General features: G+C 39.2%; 24 protein-coding genes. 4 read left to right on the forward strand and 20 right to left on the reverse strand.

The annotated features are described in order from the left end of the window. The first annotated feature begins 2 nt into the window (after positions 1-2). The 3 genes from BM398_RS11515 to BM398_RS11525 all read left to right on the forward strand — a co-directional run bounded on the left by BM398_RS11515 (position 3) and on the right by BM398_RS11525 (position 2,020). Positions 3-296: a DUF1294 domain-containing protein gene (locus BM398_RS11515; protein WP_092337800.1), complete on the forward strand. Its 294-nt coding sequence runs from the start codon at positions 3-5 to the stop codon at positions 294-296. Positions 297-343: 47 nt separating this feature from the next. Beyond that, the gene (locus tag BM398_RS11520) at positions 344-1,072 is read left to right on the forward strand and encodes a response regulator (protein WP_092337801.1); all 729 of its coding nucleotides are present in this window, start codon (positions 344-346) and stop codon (positions 1,070-1,072) included. A gap of 111 nt (positions 1,073-1,183) precedes the next feature. Then, a complete protein-coding gene (locus BM398_RS11525) occupies positions 1,184-2,020 on the forward strand; it encodes a DegV family protein (RefSeq protein ID WP_092337802.1) in 837 nt (278 codons plus the stop codon). A gap of 89 nt (positions 2,021-2,109) precedes the next feature. Here BM398_RS11525 and BM398_RS11530 read toward each other — a convergent pair whose 3' ends face one another. Further along, entirely contained in the window at positions 2,110-3,135 is a 1,026-nt protein-coding gene (locus tag BM398_RS11530) for a substrate-binding domain-containing protein (protein ID WP_026654345.1), read from the reverse strand. Between the two features lie 208 nt (positions 3,136-3,343). Here BM398_RS11530 and BM398_RS11535 point away from each other — a divergent pair, with 208 nt between their 5' ends. Beyond that, entirely contained in the window at positions 3,344-3,844 is a 501-nt protein-coding gene (locus BM398_RS11535) for a DUF5721 family protein (protein WP_092337803.1), read from the forward strand. On the opposite strand, the gene BM398_RS11540 is transcribed toward BM398_RS11535, so the two are convergent. The 19 genes from BM398_RS11540 to BM398_RS11630 form a co-directional block, all read right to left on the reverse strand. Next, positions 3,839-4,210: an Hpt domain-containing protein gene (locus BM398_RS11540; protein ID WP_092337804.1), complete on the reverse strand. Its 372-nt coding sequence runs from the start codon at positions 4,208-4,210 to the stop codon at positions 3,839-3,841. The genes BM398_RS11535 and BM398_RS11540 overlap by 6 nt on opposite strands. Positions 4,211-4,304: 94 nt before the next feature. Further along, positions 4,305-5,375: a peptide chain release factor 1 gene (prfA, locus tag BM398_RS11545; protein ID WP_026654343.1), complete on the reverse strand. Its 1,071-nt coding sequence runs from the start codon at positions 5,373-5,375 to the stop codon at positions 4,305-4,307. A 63-nt stretch (positions 5,376-5,438) separates the two neighbouring features. Next, complete coding sequence (prmC, locus tag BM398_RS11550; RefSeq protein ID WP_092337846.1) at positions 5,439-6,281, reverse strand: peptide chain release factor N(5)-glutamine methyltransferase; 843 nt, start codon at positions 6,279-6,281, stop codon at positions 5,439-5,441. A gap of 14 nt (positions 6,282-6,295) precedes the next feature. Beyond that, on the reverse strand, positions 6,296-7,411 hold the full coding sequence (locus BM398_RS11555) for a DUF1385 domain-containing protein (RefSeq protein ID WP_092337805.1): 1,116 nt from the start codon (positions 7,409-7,411) through the stop codon (positions 6,296-6,298). 66 nt (positions 7,412-7,477) lie between these two features. Next, entirely contained in the window at positions 7,478-7,684 is a 207-nt protein-coding gene (rpmE, locus tag BM398_RS11560) for a 50S ribosomal protein L31 (protein WP_026654342.1), read from the reverse strand. 130 nt (positions 7,685-7,814) lie between these two features. Beyond that, on the reverse strand, positions 7,815-8,732 hold the full coding sequence (locus BM398_RS11565) for a zinc ribbon domain-containing protein (RefSeq protein ID WP_092337806.1): 918 nt from the start codon (positions 8,730-8,732) through the stop codon (positions 7,815-7,817). Positions 8,733-9,110: 378 nt separating this feature from the next. Beyond that, on the reverse strand, positions 9,111-10,064 hold the full coding sequence (locus BM398_RS11570; protein ID WP_207648077.1) for a Yae1 family protein: 954 nt from the start codon (positions 10,062-10,064) through the stop codon (positions 9,111-9,113). Between the two features lie 150 nt (positions 10,065-10,214). Beyond that, complete coding sequence (locus BM398_RS11575; protein WP_139233815.1) at positions 10,215-11,117, reverse strand: hypothetical protein; 903 nt, start codon at positions 11,115-11,117, stop codon at positions 10,215-10,217. 491 nt (positions 11,118-11,608) lie between these two features. Beyond that, positions 11,609-12,646, reverse strand: coding sequence for a hypothetical protein (locus tag BM398_RS11580; RefSeq protein WP_092337809.1), 1,038 nt, complete (start codon positions 12,644-12,646; stop codon positions 11,609-11,611). A 95-nt stretch (positions 12,647-12,741) separates the two neighbouring features. Next, complete coding sequence (locus tag BM398_RS11585) at positions 12,742-13,884, reverse strand: hypothetical protein (protein WP_092337810.1); 1,143 nt, start codon at positions 13,882-13,884, stop codon at positions 12,742-12,744. A 344-nt stretch (positions 13,885-14,228) separates the two neighbouring features. Further along, a complete protein-coding gene (locus BM398_RS11590) occupies positions 14,229-15,233 on the reverse strand; it encodes a FliH/SctL family protein (protein WP_092337811.1) in 1,005 nt (334 codons plus the stop codon). A gap of 318 nt (positions 15,234-15,551) precedes the next feature. Then, positions 15,552-16,544: a hypothetical protein gene (locus tag BM398_RS11595; protein WP_092337812.1), complete on the reverse strand. Its 993-nt coding sequence runs from the start codon at positions 16,542-16,544 to the stop codon at positions 15,552-15,554. A 648-nt stretch (positions 16,545-17,192) separates the two neighbouring features. After that, positions 17,193-17,819 (reverse strand): RNA polymerase sporulation sigma factor SigH, encoded by a 627-nt coding sequence (sigH, locus tag BM398_RS11600; protein WP_092337813.1) that lies wholly within the window; start codon positions 17,817-17,819, stop codon positions 17,193-17,195. Positions 17,820-17,822: 3 nt separating this feature from the next. After that, positions 17,823-18,572 (reverse strand): 23S rRNA (guanosine(2251)-2'-O)-methyltransferase RlmB, encoded by a 750-nt coding sequence (gene rlmB, locus BM398_RS11605; RefSeq protein ID WP_026654338.1) that lies wholly within the window; start codon positions 18,570-18,572, stop codon positions 17,823-17,825. Positions 18,573-18,632: 60 nt separating this feature from the next. Then, positions 18,633-19,073, reverse strand: a complete 441-nt coding sequence (locus BM398_RS11610) for a Mini-ribonuclease 3 (RefSeq protein ID WP_092337814.1) — start codon at positions 19,071-19,073, stop codon at positions 18,633-18,635. Then, positions 19,058-20,479, reverse strand: a complete 1,422-nt coding sequence (gene cysS / locus BM398_RS11615) for a cysteine--tRNA ligase (protein WP_092337815.1) — start codon at positions 20,477-20,479, stop codon at positions 19,058-19,060. The genes BM398_RS11610 and cysS overlap by 16 nt, the downstream gene beginning before the upstream one ends. 64 nt (positions 20,480-20,543) lie before the next feature. Then, entirely contained in the window at positions 20,544-21,092 is a 549-nt protein-coding gene (ispF, locus tag BM398_RS11620) for a 2-C-methyl-D-erythritol 2,4-cyclodiphosphate synthase (RefSeq protein WP_092337816.1), read from the reverse strand. A gap of 52 nt (positions 21,093-21,144) precedes the next feature. Next, positions 21,145-21,447: an AzlD domain-containing protein gene (locus tag BM398_RS11625; RefSeq protein ID WP_092337817.1), complete on the reverse strand. Its 303-nt coding sequence runs from the start codon at positions 21,445-21,447 to the stop codon at positions 21,145-21,147. After that, positions 21,440-22,156, reverse strand: coding sequence for an AzlC family ABC transporter permease (locus BM398_RS11630; RefSeq protein ID WP_092337818.1), 717 nt, complete (start codon positions 22,154-22,156; stop codon positions 21,440-21,442). Before BM398_RS11630 ends, BM398_RS11625 begins: the two co-directional genes overlap by 8 nt. Between the last annotated feature and the right edge of the window lie 13 nt (positions 22,157-22,169).

Consider the following 22,169-nt stretch of genomic DNA (forward strand, 5'->3'; position numbering starts at 1 on the left):
TTATGGATTCACTTTCTTTATTGATCGTTTATATCATAGCAGTAAACATTATAGGGTTTGCCTTAATGGGAAATGACAAGCGAAGGGCGCGCAAAAACGCCTTTCGCATTCCCGAGGCAACCCTTTTTGCATTTTCAATAATAGGCGGAAGTATCGGAACGCTCATCGGAATGTATACTTTCAGGCATAAGACCAAGCACATGACATTCAAAATCGGTATTCCAGTTATTATCTTTGTGCAGATTCTTTTTATTGTTCTTTTACGTTTATCTCCATTACATTTTAGTTTTATATGATAATATGGAAAAAATATTTTTTGTAAAAGACGAAAGGTTTTGTAATTATGTATTTTGCAATATGTGATGATAACATCGCTGACAGAAAACAGTCGGAAAGGCTGCTTAAAAGGCAGGCCGAAAGGGTTCTCAAAGAATCCGGCGAACAGGTCTACATAGATTCTTTCGGAAACAAAGAAGCTTTTATGATCAGACCTCAGATGTATCAAGCTCTTTTCATAGATATGACTTTAGATGAAACCAACGGTTTTGTGATTGCCAAAACGTTACTTGATATCGGCATCACCAAGCCTATTATTTTGTGCTGCTCTTCTATTGATTATCGTAAGCTCGCCCGGGATGAAAATCTCAAAGCAGATAATCTATACTTTCTCGATAAGCCTATCAAAGTTGACGAACTCACAACTCTTGTCGACCGGATTGTAGCCGAAAGAGTTGCACCACCTTCAACACTGGAGCTTCGCTATCACGAGGAAACTATCTACGCATCAGGCGATGACATCGTATGTGCCAAAAGAAAAGGTGAAAACCTCCTTGTATATCTCGCAGACGGTCGCACTATCACTTTCGTAAGTTCAGTCTTCAATTTCTACGACCAATGCTCCATATTCCCTCAGATTTGTCCCGTCTCCAACGACGGCATCATAAACATCAACCACGTAAAAAAGAGCTCTCCCCTCCGCATCACAATGGACAACGGAGTATCTTTTTTCGTCGCCTTCTACTACTCCAAAATAGTCAAGCAGGCCATCGCCGATTCCAAAAAGAACAACTGACCGGCCGCAGGGCCTGCATATGCCAAAGTGAGCTTTACTGAGAATTTCATACGTGGTATGATACAGTATGTAGTATCAAAAACTACGTTTATTAACGCTTTTGGAGGATTTATGAGTTATAAAATAGTTGTAGACAGCGGATGTGATCTTCCTGTCGAGTATAGAAAGGACTCTCGTTTTGAGTTCGTTCCTCTCATTATGCAGGTTGATGATCACGTGATCGTTGATGATGATACATTTAACCAGAAAGAGTATTTGGAGCTTGTGGCAGCTTCTGAGGATTGTCCTAAGACTGCATGCCCTTCGCCCGATCTTTATATGAATGCATACAAAACAGACGCTGATGATGTATATGTTGTAACACTTACATCCAAGCTCAGCGGAAGTTATAACAGTGCTCTTCTTGGAAAGAACCTGTATCACGAAGAAGTTGGAGAAAAGAATATACATATATTCGATTCAATGTCCGCAAGTTGCGGAGAAGGCAATATCGCTCTTAAAATTATTGAGCTTGCCGAAGCAGGACTTCCTTTTGACGAAGTCGTAGAAAAAGTTGAAGCATATCGCGATGAGATGCTCACATATTTCGTACTTGATTCACTTGAGACACTCAGAAAGAACGGCAGACTTACCGGAATGAAGGCTCTTGTAGCTTCAACACTTAATATTAAGCCTGTATGCCACGGTGTTAAGGGTGAAATACTTCAGAAGAGCCAGGGAATCGGCATGAAAAAAGCTCTTGTCAAAATGACCGAGCTCATCGCAGCCGAGGTAAAGAATCCCGAGACCAAGACTCTTATGATTTCAAACGTAAACTGCTTTGAAAGAGCAGCTGTTGTTAAGGATATGATTCTTAAAAAAGTACCGTTTAAAGATGCTCATATAGTTGATACGGCAGGACTTTCTTCCACATATGCGGCAGACGGCGGTATAATCGTTACTTGCTGATCTCTTTTTTTACAAAACATCAGCATTAAGCCAAAGAATAAAAGACCATCGATTCAAACGAACCGATGGTCTTATTTTTTCAAATATCATTATGCATTTAAGTCTTTTACACTATCTCCGAGAACCATATGTCCTTCAAGAATCATGACACCCTGTCTGTAACGCTCTCCTCCGATCTTACGGATAAGATTGTAGATTGCATTTCTTCCCATTTCGTAAGTATCAACCTCAAATGTTGTGAGCTTGATATCACAAAGTCCGGGGAAGATGTAGTTGTCATATCCTGCTACGGAAATATCATCCGGAACTTTATATCCCTTTTCATTAAGGCGCTTAATAAGCATACTTGCAGATACGTCGCAATTACAGAAGAATGCTGAAGGCATTTCCTCCGGAAGCTTGAAGAATCTGTTATAATCCATCTCACCTGTGCTGAGATCCCTATCGGGAATTACCCAGTCTTTTCTGACAGGATGACTGTGCTCAAGTAATGACTTAACATAGCCAAGATATCTGTCTGTAATATTTCCCTCTGCCATTATGGTTCCCACAAAAGCGATAGATGTGTGTCCCATATCAAAGAGATGATTTGTAAGAAGATATGCACCGTGGAAGCTGTCGGCCACTACAGCGTCCTCATCCCCTGTGTGGTTGCAGAAATCAAGATATATCATTGGAATGGAAAAGTTCTCTCTGATAGATGTAAGATACTCTCCACTTAATCTTCCGATAACGATGATACCGTCAACCTTCTTGTCCGCAATGATACGCGGGAAATTCTTTTTCTTCTCACTCTGCTCAGATACAACCTCGAGCATGGTAAAGCATCCCATCTCCATAGCGATCTGAGAAACTTTCTGGTGCATCTTTGTATAGTAAGAACTGTATTCAGTCATATTATCTTCAGAAATAAGAAGACCGATAGTATAACTCTTACTAAAGATGTCTACCTTACGAGAAATAGACGGGATATATCCCATCTCATTTGCAAGAGCATGAATTTTCTCTCTGAGTTCGTCGCTCATGCCCTTCTGTCCTGATAATGCTTTTGATACTGTGACAGTGCTAACCCCAATTTTTTCAGCAATGTCCTTAAGTCTAACTGTCTTTGCCATATTGTCCCTCTTTTTAGACATTTTTTTATAGTATAACGTATATCTTCACAAAAATATACAACAAATTTAAATTATCTTAATTAATCTTCATTTAAGTAGTTGCCATGCCCATAAAATCCGCATTATTTAATTCATAAAAAAAATCCACACAAATAGCTATATTTATCATATAATTTTTTCTGTGATGACTTAATATTAAGGAGAAACTATGATAGCTCTCAAGATAAACAATATAAAAATATTCATGGAAAAGCTCCTCACAACTGAGGTTTTCGACAATTTCGATGTCGAGGAAGTCACGATTGAGACTTTCAATACTTTTTCAATCGACGGACATATAAATAAAGAATTTTATGCAGGTGTCCAAGACGAAACGGCTAATAATAACAACCGTTCTTTTTCCCTTTGGTCGGAACTTCGTCCCATCTGCCTGAATCTTATAAAGGGTAAAAGAACTCCGATCAGCTTTAAATTCATTCTCCATGCGGATAACACCACAAAAGAAACCGTTATAAGCAAATCTGAGAGTGATTTAGACCCCTCTATGCTAAATCTTGGGATAAACATCAAATTCGCAAATAACGAGCTTATATTGACCACAGGGACCGCATACAGCACATTCACCCTTGATAAGAGCGTAGAAAAAGCCTGGGACAATTACTTCCCAAGCTTTCTTGAATCATGTGGAATAGATAATCAATTATTATGATGCGCAGCTGCTTTGGTATTTCCTGAGTATTCCTATCAGATCGTCGTATTTAAGCTTTATATGGTCGTAATACGGCTCATATCCTTCCATAGATCCCGCTCTTAGAATCTCCGTAAGATCGTAAACCTGAGAATAAAAACCTTTAAGCCCCAGGTTTGCACTTACTCCCTTAAGTGCATGAACCGCCTTAAACGCTTCGGAAACATTCTCCTCTCCCAAATACTTGGAAAGGCTGGCCATACTCGGATCGCCAAGAAATCTGATCATAAACTTGGCAATAAGATCCTCGTTGCCCATAAACCGATTGTGGACATCTTCCCAATCAACTCCCCAGCCAATCAGTTCTTCTTTAAAAGCAGCATCCATTTAAAACACCTCACAAGAATTAACGTTTTACAGTGTAATTTTACACTATATAATTATTAACAGCAAGGTCATCCATCAGCATCCAGGATTCGCTTCAATTCTCCATTGTAGAAAGCTTTTCCGCCTGATCTGCGGCTATAAGAGAATCGATAAGTTCATCGATATCTCCATCCATTATCTGATCGATCTTATAAAGAGTTAAATTTATTCTGTGATCTGTCACACGTCCCTGATGGAAATTATAAGTCCTGATCTTCTCAGATCTGTCACCGCTTCCCACCTGACTTCTTCTAAGTTCTGCGGCATCTTCGTGTTGCTTTGCCTGTTCCATCTCATAGAGCTTTGCTCTAAGAACCTTTAAAGCCTTAGCCTTGTTCTGCTGCTGGCTCTTTTCATCCTGACACGAAATAACTATGCCCGTAGGGAAATGTGTAAGTCTTACGGCTGAATCCGTAGTATTTACGCACTGTCCGCCGTTACCCGATGCTCTGAAAACATCGAACTTGCAGTCATTCATATCTATCTCAACTTCAACATCCTCAACTTCAGGCATGATCGCAACGGTAATAGCCGATGTATGTATTCTTCCGCCCGACTCTGTAGCAGGAATTCTCTGAACTCTGTGAACGCCGCTCTCGAACTTAAGTCTTGAATAAGCGCCGGCACCCTTGATCATAAAGCTTACCGCCTTAATACCGCCTATTCCGATATCTTCAACGCTCATCGTCTCAACTCGCCAGTTCTGTCTCTCGGCATAACGTGTGTACACCCTGTACATATCTGCCGCAAAAAGTGCCGCCTCGTCGCCTCCCACGCCCGCACGTATCTCTACGATAACATTCTTGTCATCATTAGGATCTTTGGGCAAAAGAAGTATCTTAAGCTTCTCCTCGTATGAAGGAATCATACTCTTTGCATCTGCAAGCTCTTCCTTAAGCATTTCCTTCATCTCCGGATCGGATTCCTCTTCAAGAAGAGAAAGGCTCTCCTCTATGGTCTCCTTGCACTTTTTATACTCGCGATAGCACTCAACCAGAGCATCGAGGCTCTTTTGTTCCTTCATAAGCGCCCTGAACCTGTTCTGATCCGAAATAACATCCGGATTATTAAGTTCCATCGTAATATCTTCGTATCTTCTTAAAATATCTTCCAATCTGTCAAACATAATCTACCTGCTTTTTCTGTCAATGCTATGTAAAAAACGACAATCCCCGCATCTTCCGGCGACTTAATAGTAACACGCGCGAACTACTCTGTCGTTTCTGCTATAGTCCTTTATAACCTCAATATCATGATACTTGCCCTGCTTTTCAAGGAGCTCTTTTACCTCATCTCCCTGATCGTATCCTATCTCAAGAAAAACATAGGCTCCCGAGTACAGATATTCCCCTGCTTCTTCAGCAATTCTCCTGTAAAAGACAAGTCCATCCTCCGAACCGTCAAGAGCAAGCCTTGGCTCATAATCCTTCACTTCAGGAGCAAGACTTTCTATAACATCAGTCCTTATATAAGGCGGGTTCGAAACCAATATATCAAATTTGCCCACTTCTTTTCCGGGGAAAAGATCTGTCAAAACAATCTCAGTCCTATCGGAAAGTCCGAGTTTCTCAGCATTTTTCTTTGCTACAGAAATCGCCTTCTCCGAAATATCGGTGCAAAGAGCCTTTGTCTCATTTGTATAATTCAAAATGCTAAGAGCTATGCATCCCGATCCCGTGCAAAGATCAAGAACTCTCATCTTGTCCTCGCAAAACCTGAGCGCCTCTTCAACAAGAATCTCAGTATCCTGCTCAGGTATAAGGACATCCCCAGATACATCAAAAGAAAGCCCCATAAATCCCATACTCCCTAGAATATAGGCAACAGGCTCTCTCTTTACCCTTCTTGCAATAAACTCATCATAGAGTTTCTCTTCATCATCTGTCACAGCTCTGTCCGGATGTGCAAAAAGAGTGCTGTGATCCGTTTTACATACATATTCTAAAAGGAGCCGGGCATCAAGCTTAGCTTCTGTGATTCCGGCTCTTTCAAGATTCTCTGTTCCTTTTTCCAAACAATCTTTATAATTCATATACTTTTTAATCATCAATCGTCGTATTCGTCGCGTTTTCTTGAGCGCTCACGAACCTTCATCTCTCTGGTAAGTTCTTTGGTCTCTTCTCTCTTACGCTCGTAAAGCTCTCTTGTAGCTTCTCTCTTACTCTGCTTCTTTGCGGGAGCCTCAACTTCATTGTATTCTCCGCCGTCAACATCGTAACCAAAAGAGTCCATAAGGAACTGTTTCCAGTCAAATACAGCCTCTACAGACTTAATCGCAACCTCGATCATTGCATCGTTCGGCTCCTTGGTCGTAAGTCTCTGAAGCCAGAATCCGGGCGCTGAGATTATTCTGATAAGAATAAAGTTACTTCTGCCCGCAAGCCTGATTATCTCATATGAAATACCTGAAATAACAGGAATAAGCAATATTCTGAGTAAAACCTTAAATATAACGGAATCAACTCTGATAAAGAAAAATACAACAATACTTACAAACATAACAAATAGAATAAAGCTACTTCCGCATCTCTTGTGAAGTCTTGAACTCTTCTTTACATTCTCGGGAGTGAGGGGCTTACCTTTTTCAATGCAGTTGATGCACTTATGCTCTGCACCGTGATACCTGAAAAGCCGCTTGATATCCTTCATTCCCGATATTATCAATATATAAATGATAAAGATCAGAATTCTCAAAACACCTTCGATAATGGCTGTAAGAGAAGCATTTCTGATATATCTTCCGATAACAAGCTCTGAAAGCGCATAAGGAAGCACCATGAAAAGAGCAATAGCAAGGACAAAAGAAGCCACTGTAGTCAAAATCATAAGCACACTGTCTTCATGTCCGCTCGACACCTTGTCAAGCTCCTCGTCAAATTTGGATGGCTTCTGGGGCAATTCCTCATAAAAAGATGATGAATAAGTCAACACCTTAATGCCCAACATAAGTGAATCTATAAACACAAACACTCCTCTGATAAAAGGAATATTCAGAAGCTTACTACCATAAGCCACTCCGTGAAACTCGTCTATCTCAACAGCTATATCTCCGTCAGGCTTTCTGACTGCAACGGCGTACATATCCTTATTACGCATCATAACGCCTTCAAGAACCGCCTGTCCGCCTATTCCGGAATAGTGATCTATCTTGTGTTTCTTCATCTTTCACCTCACTATTTAAAAAAGGTTGAGGCCATAGCCTCAACCTCTCTTTTTTACTTCTGCAAATTACTTATTGTCCATGCCGTATTTCTTATTGAACTTATCAATACGTCCACGAGCAGCTGTAGCCTTCTGCTGGCCTGTGTAGAATGGATGGCACTTTGAGCAGATTTCAACGTGAATGTCGCTCTTAGTTGATCCAACTGTAAATGTGTTACCGCAGTTGCAAGTAACAGTGGCCTGATGGAATTCTGGCTGAATGTCCTGTCTCATCTCTTTCTCACCTCTCTATATACAAAGAATCTTCTCATATCACAAAATTAATCGCCGTTTACAACAGCTATATAAATATAACATAGACAGTTTTTTTATGCAAGCTTTTTTTCTTTAAAAAAATTCACCCTTACAAAACCGTGCTATTAGGGATATAGCCCGTTTTCACGTATTCTTTGTACGTTTTATGAAGTTTATTTGTAGCAATAACCGCATAAACTCCGGCAATAATAAATCCAAAACCTGCCGGAAATCCCATCTCAAAAACACAAATTATCGAATTGACAATTCCGTATCCGAGAAGAATAAATGCCGCTACCAAACTTCCTTTAAACTGAATAATAAGCGCAAGAATAATAAGAAGGATATAATCCAGGATTCCCCAGTAATTCCCCTGAGAAATGCTAAACACAGCAGATATAGCGGTCAGTACATATATTGAAATGGCTGAACCGCTGATCTTCTTATATACTCCGGCCAAAGGCGGAAGTTTCATAAATTGTGAAGCCTTCATCCTGTTTGAAGGAGCCTTATTTGCTCCAAGCAGCGAATCAAGGTCATCTACGCCATTCTGTGCATAGTAATTCCCCTGAACACCATAACCATTCTGCGGATATCCACCATTGTTTGGATACATGTTGTTTTGGGGATATGATCCGTTTTGAGGATATTGGCCATTTTGAGGATATGCACCATTCTGCGGATACATATTGTTCTGAGGAAATGTAGCATTCTGAGAATACACTCCTCCCTGTCCATTCATTCCGTTCTGCGGATAAACACTGCGCTGTCCATTAATTCCATTCTGAGAATACGCATTATTCTGAGGATTTGTTTTCCCCTGACCATCACTGCCGTTCTGCGGATAAGCACTGCTAAGTTCTTCCGTTTTATTACTGTCAAAGCTTTCCTGCACATAAAAGCTGTTCTGCGTATTATATTTATTTTCTACAGTCGTTCCATACGAATCTGTCTTTAAAGGCGCACCGCAATTTGCACAATATAAAGATGCATCTTCATTATTGCACCCGCATGTTCCACATACCATTATTGCTCTCTCCTACTATATTCGTTATTCCTTTGTTGCGTTGATTATAGCACAGCGGATGTGAATAAAAAAGTAAATTTCTTTACATAATTAAAACATTTTTATGAATAAGCTGATAAAAAAAATCGCGGAATCACAGATAAGCGAAGTCAATAAACTCTTCTTATCTGTGGTTTTCCGCGATTTTTGCCTGATTTCTTATATATTTCCCAGATAGCAAATAGCACTTGCACTATTACTATCTGAGATTCTGTTTAATCTTTATGAATTATGCTCTTCATTTAGATAGGAATATAATATTCATTTGCATAATGAGGCCCCAGTCTTCATCGCCGTCCAAATTAAATGTCAGCATATCAAGTGTTACAAAATGATATATTATGGTCGCACCCAAAGATCAATATAGTATCCATCTTTAGGATTGCGATTATCGCTAGCAATATGTACAAGATTTCGATCCCCAAAAAACGAAACCGTTACATTTGTAGTCACATTACAGTCTTGCACGCCACCATGCTCTGTCCATCCGCGCACCGTTGTAGCCATATGAGCATAAAATGACCTTGTTGAATTCATAGCGGAATTATATCCTTGATCAATCCAAGCCTGTTTATTTTCATTTACAGCTTGCTGTCTACCAGCCTCAATGCCTTGCTTCTGGCCATCTGCTAGGCCTCTCGAATATCCGGCGTTATCCCCTTCAGCTCTTCCTTCCTTTATACCATCTTCCTTTCCTGCCTTATAGCCTTCGTCTCTTCCTTCTTTTAATCCTTCTTCTTTGCCTTCCTTAATGCCTTCCTGGCGAGCAGCTTCAATTAGCGCCGAAACATCTATTGTTCCACCGTCATAATAACCACTCTCAAGTGTGTATTTATCTCCACTATCCAATGAAAGGTCCAACGTTCCCTGATACTTTATGTCATTAATCTTAGAAATAACATCTGAATATGATGCACTTTCTGAAATATTATCATTTGCATAAGCACTTTTATTCAGCCCTTTTATAATAGACAACTTATTCTTATTTATCGTTAACAAAAGATTGGTGTACTTCTTATTAAGGTTTGAAACCATTTCATTAAGAGCATCAATCTCAGCAGATATATCAGAAATATCCTGCGACAGCTCATCATCAGAACAATTATCATTAAGAGTATCAACCTTATCATCTAAAGTATCAATCCCGTCAGATATAGAAGTGATATCTTCCGAATCAACCAAATCTTCTACTTCCTCAGCATGTACATTTACTGAAAGTAACAATGATGCCACCATTGCCACTCCTATTATTTTTATAAAATTCCATGTAAAACCAAGATTTCTTTTTTTCATATTTTCTATCCTCATTTTTTCATGAATCAGCGCTTAAATAAGCAATTAATAAGCCCCATGAAAACAGTTTTTATTCTGCCTTCATAGGGCAAGTCTGGCAAATCATCTTACAAATGCAATTAAATATTTTAAAATACCGCTATTTACATATTATGGTTGTAATGTAAAATCAACAAACCATCCATCATTAGGATTACGATCCACACTAGCAACATGTACACTATTTCCTGAAATCGTTACTGTTATAGGCACAGTATCTAAATGACAATTTTGCATACCACCATGCGGTGTCCATCCGCGTACAATTGTAACTAAATTGGTAGAATATGACTTTGTCGCATTTATACCATAACTGTATCCTTGGTCAATCCAAGCCTGCTTATTTTCATTAATAGCTTGCTGTTTACCAGCTTCAATACCTTGTTTCTGTCCATCTGCTAAGCCCCTGGAATATCCAGTTTTATCGCCATCAGCTTTTCCATCTTTAAGTCCTTCATTATAGCCTTCTTCTTTTCCAGCCTTAAAGCCTTCCTGACGTGCAGCTTCAACAATAGCAGAAATATCAATAGTTCCGCCATCATAATAACCTTTCTCAAGTGTATATGCTCCATTGCCATCTAATGTAACATTCAGAGTTCCTTTATAATCTATATCATTGATCTTAGCAATGATATCTTCATAGGATGCATCTTCAGATATATTATCCTGTACATATACTTTAGAGTTTAATCCACTTATAATATCTTTTTTATGCTGATTAACTTTTGAACGAAGCTTAGTAAAATCATTTGCAATAGCAGAAAACAAATCATCAAGATTATCAATTCCATCAGCTATAGATGAAATTTCCTCTGTAACTTCTGAATCTGAGCACTTTTCGCTCAAATCATCAACCTTATTGTCAAGAGTACTAATCTCTTCTGAAGCTGTCGCAATGTCTTCTGAATTAACCAAATCTTCCAGCTCCTCGGCATGTACATTAACCGAAAGCAACAAAGATGCTGCAAATGTTGCACCAACAAGTTTTATAAAACTAACATTTCTTTTTTTCATACGCCTTATAACCCATCCTGTCTTTGTTTTTTTCAGAAAAAGCAATATACTATGTATAAAGAATAAACTAGCTTTCACACCTCCTCTCCGTTTGAACATATAACCTATATATATCCCATGAAAGCATTGTATCTCGCATCCATATGACATTGTAATTCGTCAAATTATTTATGCTTTTTTCTGAACTATATCGAATTATAGTACATTTAATAGTGTATTGTACATACATTTTTGCATAATAACAATCATTTTTATACAAAAAACTTTTTAGAAACAATGTTAAACCTTTAGTCCACTTAATTTTTTCAACCATTATTTGCTATTTTTCTCATATTTCTAAAAAAAATCGCAGAATCACAGATAAGCAAAGTCAATAAACTCTTCTTATCTGTGGTTTTCCGCGATTTTCGCCTGATTTTTCTTAGATTTATCTTAAAAATACAGATAATAAATCACTTGTTCAATTCTTATCTGTGTCTTCCAAATGAATTTTAATCTGAATATTTATACATGTAATCTCTTGGTACATTATTATTATTTACCACCTGAACCATAGATATGCCCTCAGTTACACCGCATTGATACCATCCATCACCTACATATGTGCAGTTAGAGATTGGAGTATCTACCACTACTCTTCCCCAAGGATTATCTCCAGATTGTATCCATAGTTTAACAACATCATTAGAGTTTAGAGATGTACCATGAGTATTCGTATTTTTAATATAGAAATATTTGTAAGACTTATGTGTTATGATAGGACTAAGGGATACTGTACATGTTTTATCAATGGCCATCCAACATCTGCCATTAGTCATTATGTCTTCTCTTCCTGCTTCTTCTCCTTGCTTTTTGCCATCTGTTAAGCCTCTGGAATATCCAGCTTTATCACCATCTGCTCTTCCTTCCTTTAAGCCGTCTTCCTTTCCTGCCTTATAGCCTTCTTCCTTTCCTTCCTTAAAACCTTTTTCTTCACCTTCCTTAAAGCCTTCCTCTTTTCCTTCCTGACGAGCAGCCTCAACTATAGCAGAGATATCAATCGTACCACCTTCATAATATCCGCTTTCAAGCGTATATTTACCATTATTGTCCAGGGAAGCATCCAATGTTCCCTGATACTTTATATTATTGATCTTTGAAATGATATCTGAGTATGATGCATTTTCAGATATATTATCATTTGCATAAACGCTTTTATTTAAACCATTTATAATGGAATGCCTATTCCTCTCAGCTGTCAATAATTCATTAGTATATTTCATAGTAAGCGTTGAAATTTGTTCGCTAAGATATGCAATAAAATCTTTCACCCCGGAAATATCATCTGACAACTCTTCATCCTGACACTTGTCATTTAGAGCATCAACCTTGTCATCCAAAGTATCGATTCCATCTTCTATCGTAGCAATATCTTCTGAAACATTTTCTTCCTCTGCGTGCACATTGACCGAAAGCAACAACGATGTCATCATTGCTACCCCCATCATCTTCATAAAGCTTCTTTTTAAACCAACATTTATTTTTCTCATACTCTTTATCCTCTATTTTTTCATTAATCAAAGCTTAAACAATTCATAAACCCTATGAAAGCAGTTTTCCTGCCTTCATAGGGCACCATTATATCTTACTTATACAAATACACAGTAAACTCAGTGAGTTCTTTATTCGTACCATTTCTGCCTTGTATAGCAAGCCATGTTGAATTTTTATTAAGGTTATACCTAGTATTAAACGCTATTCGATCTAAAGAACCTGTTCTCGGCACATAATCAAACCCTGCAATAAGATAATCACTCATACCTGTTGTTGCACCGCTTGCAACTGCATAATAATTATAATTCTTATAAACATCTACAGGTATATTTATTACTCCTATAGCTGTCGAAGTCACCTTAAAGGAAATAGTATCAGGCAAAGTTGATGCTTCTCCTTGCCTTTTTCCATCTGTTAAGCCTCTGGAATATCCTGCTCTGTCGCCATCTGTTAAACCTCTAGAATATCCCGCTTTGTCTCCATCTGCTAAGCCTCTAGAATATCCTGCTTTATCGCCATCTGCTAAACCTTCCTTTAAGCCATCTTCCTTTCCTGCCTTATAGCCTTCTTCCCTTCCTTCTTTAAGTGCTTCCTCTTTTCCTTCCTTAAGGCCTTCTTCTTTTCCTTCCTTGAAGCCCTCTTCTTTTCCTTCCTTGAGACCTTCTTCTTTTCCTTCCTTGAGACCTTCTTCTCTTGCTTCCTGACGAGCAGCCTCAACTATTGCAGAAATATCAATAGTGCCGCCTTCATAATATCCACTCTCAAACGTATATTTACCATTATCATCAGGAGTAACATCCAATGTTCCCTGATACTTTATATCATTGATCTTTGAAATAACATCTGAGTATGATGCATTTTCAGATATTTTATTATTTGCATAAACGCTTTTATTCAAACCACTTATGATGGAATATTTATTCTTATTAATTGTCAATAAAAGCTTAGAATAATTATTACTAAGTCTTGAAATTGTATCATTAAGAATATCAATCACACTAGACATATCAGAAATATCATCTGACACCCCTTCATCTTGGCAATTGTTATTAAGTACATCGACTTTTTCATCAAGAGTATCGATTCCATCAGATATTGTTGTAATATCTTCTGAATTATCCAACTCCTCTACTTCTTCAGCATGCACATTCATCGTAAAAAGTAATGATGCTGCCAATGTTGCTCCCATCAGTTTCATAAAATTCCGTGTAAAACCAAGATTCCTTTTTTTCATACGTCTACCCATCCAGTCTTTGTTTTTTTGTTCAAAAAAATTTTCATATAATAACCCAAGAGCACAAACCAGCTTTTACTCCTCCTCCCGCTTTTATAGGACGCTCTTTAAATTGTTAATATATTTCTGTTTTTCTGAACTATATCGAATTATAAAACATTTGCTATCGAATTGTACATACTTTTTTATTTAATATTGATTATTTTTAAACAAAAAGTGCTTAAAGAATATGTAATGCCGTTCTTTAAGCACTTTCTTTTTTTAGTTCACAATGCATATTGACCGTCAAAAAAGCATAAGATAATATGCACTTTTCGCCTTTATGACATTATTGTTTAACACTATTATTTATTTGCTACATATATATCTGCAGATATATCATTCTTTTCTTTACCCGAACCATTAAAAGTAATAACTGCTCCGCGAGGAACATTTGTAAATAATGCAGCCGATCCGCCACCATAATAGTCAACATGGGCATATATAGTAGTCCCGGACGATGTGCTCATCTGAATAGGTTGCCTGCCATGTCCATGAACCCAAATTGCTAATATATTATAGTCACCATCAACTACCCATGTATAACTATGACCTTCGCTCATATTCCCAAGATTTTTAATGTCATGGTGCCTCATATTAACACCTTGTGTCTTGCCATCTGCTAAACCTCTGGAATATCCAGTTCTATCACCATCTGCTGAGCCTCTGGAATATCCAGTTCTTTCGCCATCTGCTAAGCCTCTGGAATATCCAACTTTATCGCCATCTGCTTTTCCAGCTTTAAATCCTTCATTATAACCATCTTCTTTTCCTGCTTTAAAGCCTTCCTGACGTGCAGCTTCAACAATAGCAGAAACATCAATTGTTCCGCCGTCATAATATCCACTCTCAAGTGTATATTTTTCACTACTATCCAAAGTAACATTCAAGGTTCCTTTATAATCTATATCATTAATTTTAGCAATGATATCTTCATAGGATGCATTTTCAGATATATTATCCTGTACATATACTTTAGAGTTTAATCCACTTATAATATCTTTTTTATGCTGATTAACTTTTGAACGAAGCTTAGTAAAATCATTCGCAATAGCAGAAAACAAATCATCAAGATTATCAATTCCATCAGCTATAGATGAAATTTCCTCTGTAACTTCAGAATCTGAGCACTTTTCGCTCAAATCATCAACCTTATTATCAAGAGTATTGATCTCTTCTGAAGCTGTCTCAATGTCTTCTGAATTAACCAAATCTTCCAGCTCCTCGGCATGTACATTAACCGAAAGTAACAATGATGCTACAACTGTTGCACCAACAAGTTTCATAAAACCAAGATTTCTTTTTTTCATGCGTCTGCCCATCCAGTCTTTGTTTTTTATTCAAAAAAATTTGTCATATAATAACCCAAGAGTACAAACCAGCTTCTTCTCCTCCTCTCTGCTTTTATAGAGCACTCTTTAAATTGTTAATATATTTCTGTTTTTCTGAACTATATCGAATTATAGAACATATGCTATCGAATTGCACATACTTTTTTATATAATATCGGTCATTTTCAAACAAAAAGTGCTCAAAGAATATAAAAGATCATTCTTTAAGCACTTTTTCATTTTATAACATCAATTAATAATATCTATCGACTACCAAAAAGCATTAGATAATATCTTTTATCTTCCGCCATACACTATAGAAAACATCTGACCTTCAAGATCACATCCCCATCCTTCAGTAGATGAAGCCATTGAAACAACCGTTCCTTTAGTAAGATATCCCGACCACGTTCCAGAAGCATACAAGGCTTTACCATGCGACTTGGTCTGTTCTGCATTTATTCTAACCGTTCCCCCTACAGTCACTCTCGCACGAACAGTATCTCTATGATTATCTTCAAACCGTGCTGCCGCGCTTGCATAAATATGATATGTTCCATTTTCAGGAATAACATATGTAGCGCTCTTTGACGTTGTATAGTATGGAGTTATGCCAGCCACTTCTTTATGCCCTCTTGCATATCCTGCCGCATCACCCGCTTTAACACCTCTGTCATATCCTGCTTTGTCTCCTGCTTCAAGCCCTCTCTCATATCCAACCTTGTCACCGTCTTGTTTTCCGGCCTCATATCCTTCTTTACGCGCAGCTTCAATCAACGCCGACACATCAATTGTTCCACCGTCATAATATCCACTCTCAAGTATATATTTATCACCGCTATCCAAAGCAAGATTTAATGTTCCCTGATACTTTATGCCATTAATCTTAGAAATAATATCTTTATATGATGCATATTCAGAAATATTATCAAGCGCATAAACATTACTGTTCAAACCTTTTATAATGTCAGCCTTATTCTTATTTATTGACAGCAGAAGCGAAGCATAATTTTTAGCAAATTCATCAAGCTGATCATCAAGATCATTTATCCCTTCCGAAATGCTTGTAATATCATCTGCCACTCCGTCATCTGAACAATTCTCGCTCAAATTATCAACCTTATCATCAAGTGTCTCTATCTTTTCTGATATTGCATCAATATCACCAGAATCAGAAAGTTCCTCTACTTCCTCCGCATACACATTAACCGAAAGCAGTAAAGATGCTGCCAATGTTGCTCCCATCAACTTCATAAAACCTCTTCTAAATCCAACATTTCTTTTTTTCATACGTTTTATCCATCCTGTTTTTTTATTTTTTTTAACCAATCTTAAAAACTCTACTCTATGAAATTTTGATTTGTGAAACTGTAAAAAATTGAAACCAGATCTTAAAAAGAAAAAATTGAATAAATGACTTTTTAGAGCAAAACATGCATGAAAAGTCATTCTTCTTACCATGTCCACCATTCATCCGTGGAGGAATCTATGACTTTTTTATGTAAAACACTCAAAAAAGTCATGCATCTCATGCTATCTGCTCTTCAATTGTAGAAAAAAACATGACTTTTTTAAGCAAAATCATCTCAAAAAGTCATACCCCTCTGTTTCTCGCGTTCAATCTGCAAGAAATCCCATGACTTTTTATACCAAAACCGCTTCAAAAAGTCATACCCCTCATTAATTCACAATTCTCTCGCACACTTCTGCACTTCACCCGTAGCGGATTCCATAGAAAATCCCGCAGAGAATTGAGAATGCATAGATTAACCGTCACCCCAACGCTACGTATAGCCCGAACAAGCAACCCTCATAATACCGCACCTCCTTTCCCGCCAAAGCACCCGGATATTTTATCTAAGGAAACGCCGATCTCTGTCAGCATTTCTTCAGCACCCCAAAAGAAAGCATCCCAGATTAGCTTTCTCCCACCTTAGCCTACTTCTTCAAATACTTCCTAAGCTTCGTCTTTATCCTCTGCATCGCATTATCCGTGGATTTCTCATCTCTGCCAAGAACTGCGGAGACTTCTTTTATGGACATTCCCGTAATATAAAGATCGAGGACCTGGCGCTCGAGATCGCTGAGATCACGGTCGATGGCGTTCTCAAGAGCTTCGAGGTTTTCGCGCTCTATGATCTGCTCCTCGGGAATGGAACTTGAATCAGATTCGAGAACATCTTCAAGAGCCACTTCGCTGTCGGTGGCGTTGTCGCTGTTCTCGGCATATAAAGAAATATAACTGTTTAAAGGCGCATGTTTTTTGCGCGCAGATGCCTTGATCGCCGAATACATCTGCCTTGAGATGCACAGGTCGGCAAATGTGGCAAAGCTTGCATCTCTTCCGATGTCATAGTCCCGTATTGCTTTAAAAAGACCTATCATCCCTTCCTGGATGAGGTCGTCCCTGTCAGCGCCGAGAATAAACATAGATGCAGCTTTTTTGCGGACAAGATTCTTATATTTGTCCATAATAAAATCCATGATGCCGGATTCTTTGTCTCCCGCATCATGGAACTTCACTATAAGCTGTTCATCGCTTTGTCCGTCATAATTTGTTTTCATAGGTTAACCAAGCCTCTGTCTTACAACTTCAAACGCAAGTACACCTGCAGCTACCGAAGCGTTAAGCGAATCGATATCGCCCTTCATGGGAATAGACGCTATCATGTCGCAGTTTTCCTTAACAAGTCTTGAAACACCGCTTCCCTCGTTTCCTATAACAATTCCGATAGGTCCTTTGAGATTAAGCTTGTACATCTCGGTTCCGCCCATGTCCGCACAAGCAAACCAAAGTCCTTTATCCTTAAGCTCCTCAATGGTCTTTACTATATTTGTAACTTTGGCAACAGGTGTGTAGTTAAGTGCACCTGCAGAAGCCTTCGCAACAGTCGCAGTAAGTCCCACAGCCCTGTGCTTTGGAATAATAACTCCGTGCGCTCCCGCAAGATTTGCCGTTCTGATGATTGCGCCAAGATTGTGCGGATCCTCGATACCGTCAAGGATTATAACAAAAGGATCTTCATTCTTTGCTGCAGCCTTTGCGAGAATGTCTTCAACTTCCGCATATTCATAGGAAGCCGCATAAGCAATAACTCCCTGATGCTTTCCTGTCTCCGAGAGCTGATCGAGTCTCTCTTTTTTCACAAAGCTCACAACCGTATCCTTGTGCTTCTTTGCTTCACGCATTATTGTCTGAACAGGGCCGTCCTTACATCCGTCCAGGACAAAGAGCCTGTCTATCGTCTTTCCTGCACGAAATGCCTCAAGAACCGCATTTCTACCCTCTATTATTCTGCTTTCAAAATTCTCTTCCATCATAATTCCTCAAAATATATCAATTCTTTTTCACCGGCAACGCCCTTTATAAATCAATTCTCACTCAAGAATATCCAGCCCGAGCCTCTCTATTCCAAGTTGCACAAGCTCACATATTCTGTCCATATTATCCGTAAGATAAAGATATCCGACAACAGCCTCAAATCCCGTTGCGTCGAGGTAGTCCATTGTCGTGGCGTTCTTTGCCTTGGTGTGCGGCTTTGAATTGCGGCCTCTCCTGTAAATGTCAGCCTCTTCTTCAGTCAGATCATCCATAAGAGCCTTTATAAAAGCAGACTGTGTGCCCGCTTTCACAATATCACTTGCTCTTTTATGGAGCTTATTGACCGCAGTGTTGCCCTTATTTACAAGGATTGACCTTACCACCACATCAAAGATCGCATCGCCTATATAAGCAAGCGTAAGAGGGGAATAAGTCCGAATGTCCTTCCCCTCAATGCCGAATTTATCATTTAGATATTCATTCAAATGAGCTGCCATTTAACTCCCTCACGAGTATCCTTGATCTCAACTCCCTTTTTAAGGAGCTCGTCGCGGATAGCATCAGCTGTTGCGAAATCCTTTGCCTTCTTAGCTGCCGCTCTTCTCTCGATAGCATCAAGAACATATGCCTCAAGCTCGGGATCCACTGCCTTTTCTTCCTTAGAAGCAGCCGCATGTCCGATAAGATCAAGTGAAAGAACCTTATCAAAGCTCTTTACAAGTGCAAGCTTAGTTGCGCCGTTTGCATCAGCCTTGAGCACATCATAAAGAAGCGTGATTGCCATAGATGTGTTGAGGTCATCCGAGATTGCATCCCTGAACTTATCCTCAAACTCTTTTACAACAGCCTCATCAACATTGCCCTCTTCCTTAAGCTCGGCAATCTTCTTTATAAGTTTATTAAATGCTCCTGTCACATTATCAAGTGCCTCAAAAGAGAACTCAAGAGGCTTACGGTAATGAGACTGTAAGCAGAAAAATCTGTAAACAAGCGGATCGTATCCTTTTTCCTTAAGAACGGAAACAGTAAGGATTGCTCCCTTTGACTTTGACATCTTTCCTGACTTGTCATTCAAATGGTTGCTGTGGAACCAGTATTTGCACCACTCATGGCCGAGATAGCTCTCAGACTGCGCAATCTCATTTGTATGATGAGGGAAAATATTGTCAACACCGCCGCAGTGGATATCGATATATTCGCCGAGATGCTTCATTGATATGCATGAGCACTCAATATGCCATCCGGGATATCCAACGCCCCAAGGGCTGTCCCACTTAAGCGCCTGCTCCTCAAACTTTGACTTTGTAAACCAAAGAACAAAGTCTGTCTTGTTCTTTTTATTTGTATCCTCTTCAACATCGTCACGAACACCGACCTGAAGCTGTTCTTTCTCGATATCTGATGAAAAAACATAGTAATCATCGAGCTTACTTGTATCAAAATATACATTTCCGCCGGCAACATACGCATAGCCCTTCTCAAGAAGAACCTCTACCATATGGATAAACTCGGGAATGCAGTTTGTGGCAGGCTCAACAATATCGGGGCGCTTGTTTCCGACAGCGTCAAAATCCGTAAAGAAAGCATCAGTATAGTACTTTGCAATCTCCATAACGCTCTTGTGCTCTCTTTTTGCCCCTGCGAGCATCTTATCTTCGCCCGTATCAGCGTCCGATGAAAGATGTCCGACATCAGTGATGTTCATAACACGCTTAACGTCATATCCCGCGTACATAAGTGCCTTGATAAGCACGTCCTGCATGATGTATGTGCGGATGTTACCGATATGTGCGTAGTGATAAACGGTAGGTCCGCAAGTATACATGGTCACCTTTCCGTCTTCTCTGGGCACAAAATCCTGAATTGTTCTTGTAAGTGTATTATAAAACTTAAAATTTGCCATCTATCTAAGATCTCCTTGATAACGAAAGTATATTTATAGTTCGTAGCTCTTTTCCACAGACAATTTACTGCTCACAACCGCCGCAACAGCTTCTTGGCTGTTCTCCCGTATTAAACGTAACATTGGTCGAGTGCAGTTCAATAGGACTGGTCAAAAGACATATCGCCTGCGAAGATATTCCCTCGCCGTTTCCGGTAAATCCGAGACCTTCCTCTGTCGTTGCCTTTACATTTACCTGGCTTATCTCAATCTCAAGCGCGTCCGCGATATTCTGCCTCATCTCGTCGATATAAGGTCTCATCTTTGGTGCCTGAGCAATTATCGTAGCATCAATATTCTCGATAAGAAAACGATTTTCAACAAGCATTTTTCCAACTTCTCTCATAAGTGCAAGAGAATCTGCCCCCTTGTACTTGGGATCCGTATCGGGAAAATGTTTACCGATATCTCCGAGAGCCGCAGCGCCCAAAAGCGCATCCATTATCGCATGAAGCAGTACATCTGCATCAGAATGTCCCAAAAGACCTTTTTCATACGGAATCTTTACGCCACCTATAATAAGGTCCCTGTCAGAAACCAGGCGGTGTACATCATACCCCATTCCTATGTGCATCTTAATCCTCCGATTCTAAAAACAACCAATCGCACAGAGACGATCGCATAAATCATATAAAAAGTTCCACTATAAAAGCCGTCGCGCAGGCAAGTCCCGCAACTGTCAAAAGGCTCTTTTTGTTAAAAGCAAGTATAAGTGCCACGCCAAACCCTGCAAGCGCCGAAACTCTATTATCTGTCGCATTCAAGATAGCCGGAAACGTCATCGCCGCTAAAGTAGCGTATGGCACATAATAAAGAAACGATCTTATAAAAGTGCTCTTTATCTCTTTTCTGATAAGAGTAAGCGGCAGCGCCCTAATCGCGTAGGTCACAACTGCCATAAGAAGAATGTATGCATAGACGTTATTCATCTTTTTCCTCCTTAACAGGTGCGATCACGGCTGCACAGGCAGCTACGAGCACTGTAATTATTATAATTCTAAATCCCGAAGATATACAGTTAAGAAACGGTGCAAACGCAAATATCGTGCTAAATACCATTGCAGCAACGACTACCGCGCGCACATTCTTATCTTCCCTCGTATCGGGAATTATTATCGCAATAAACATACCATAAATGGCAAGTCCCAAACAACTTATAAGTCTCTGCGGCATTATCTGTCCCGCAATAGCGCCGAGAACGGTTCCAAGCACCCAGCCCGATACGGAAAGCGTTATAAGTCCGTATGAATACATGGGATAAAGACCGCCTTTTTTAAGTACGCTGACTCCGAAGACCTCATCTGTAACGCCGTAAGAAATCCCAAGTCTGTGCAGTGTGCTTGTCTTAGGGTCAAGTCTCTGTGACAGAGCCGCCGACATAAGCATATATCTTAAATTGATTATAAACTGTAATACGGCAAGTTCAAGAAAACTTCCGTTTTTTTCGATTATTTCAAGTGCCGAAAACTGTCCTGCGCTTGTGACATTAAGAAGAGATGTCATCGCCGATTGAAATACAGTCATTCCAATCTTCGAACTCTCTATTCCGAATGCAAAAGAAACCGCTATATATCCCAGAAAAATAGGAACCGCATCCCTGACTCCGTCTCTGAAGTCACTGAATTTGCCAACATTCATACCAAACTTTTTT

It is taken from the genome of Butyrivibrio sp. M55, assembly GCF_900116865.1.
Taxonomy (GTDB): Bacteria; Bacillota; Clostridia; order Lachnospirales; family Lachnospiraceae; genus Butyrivibrio.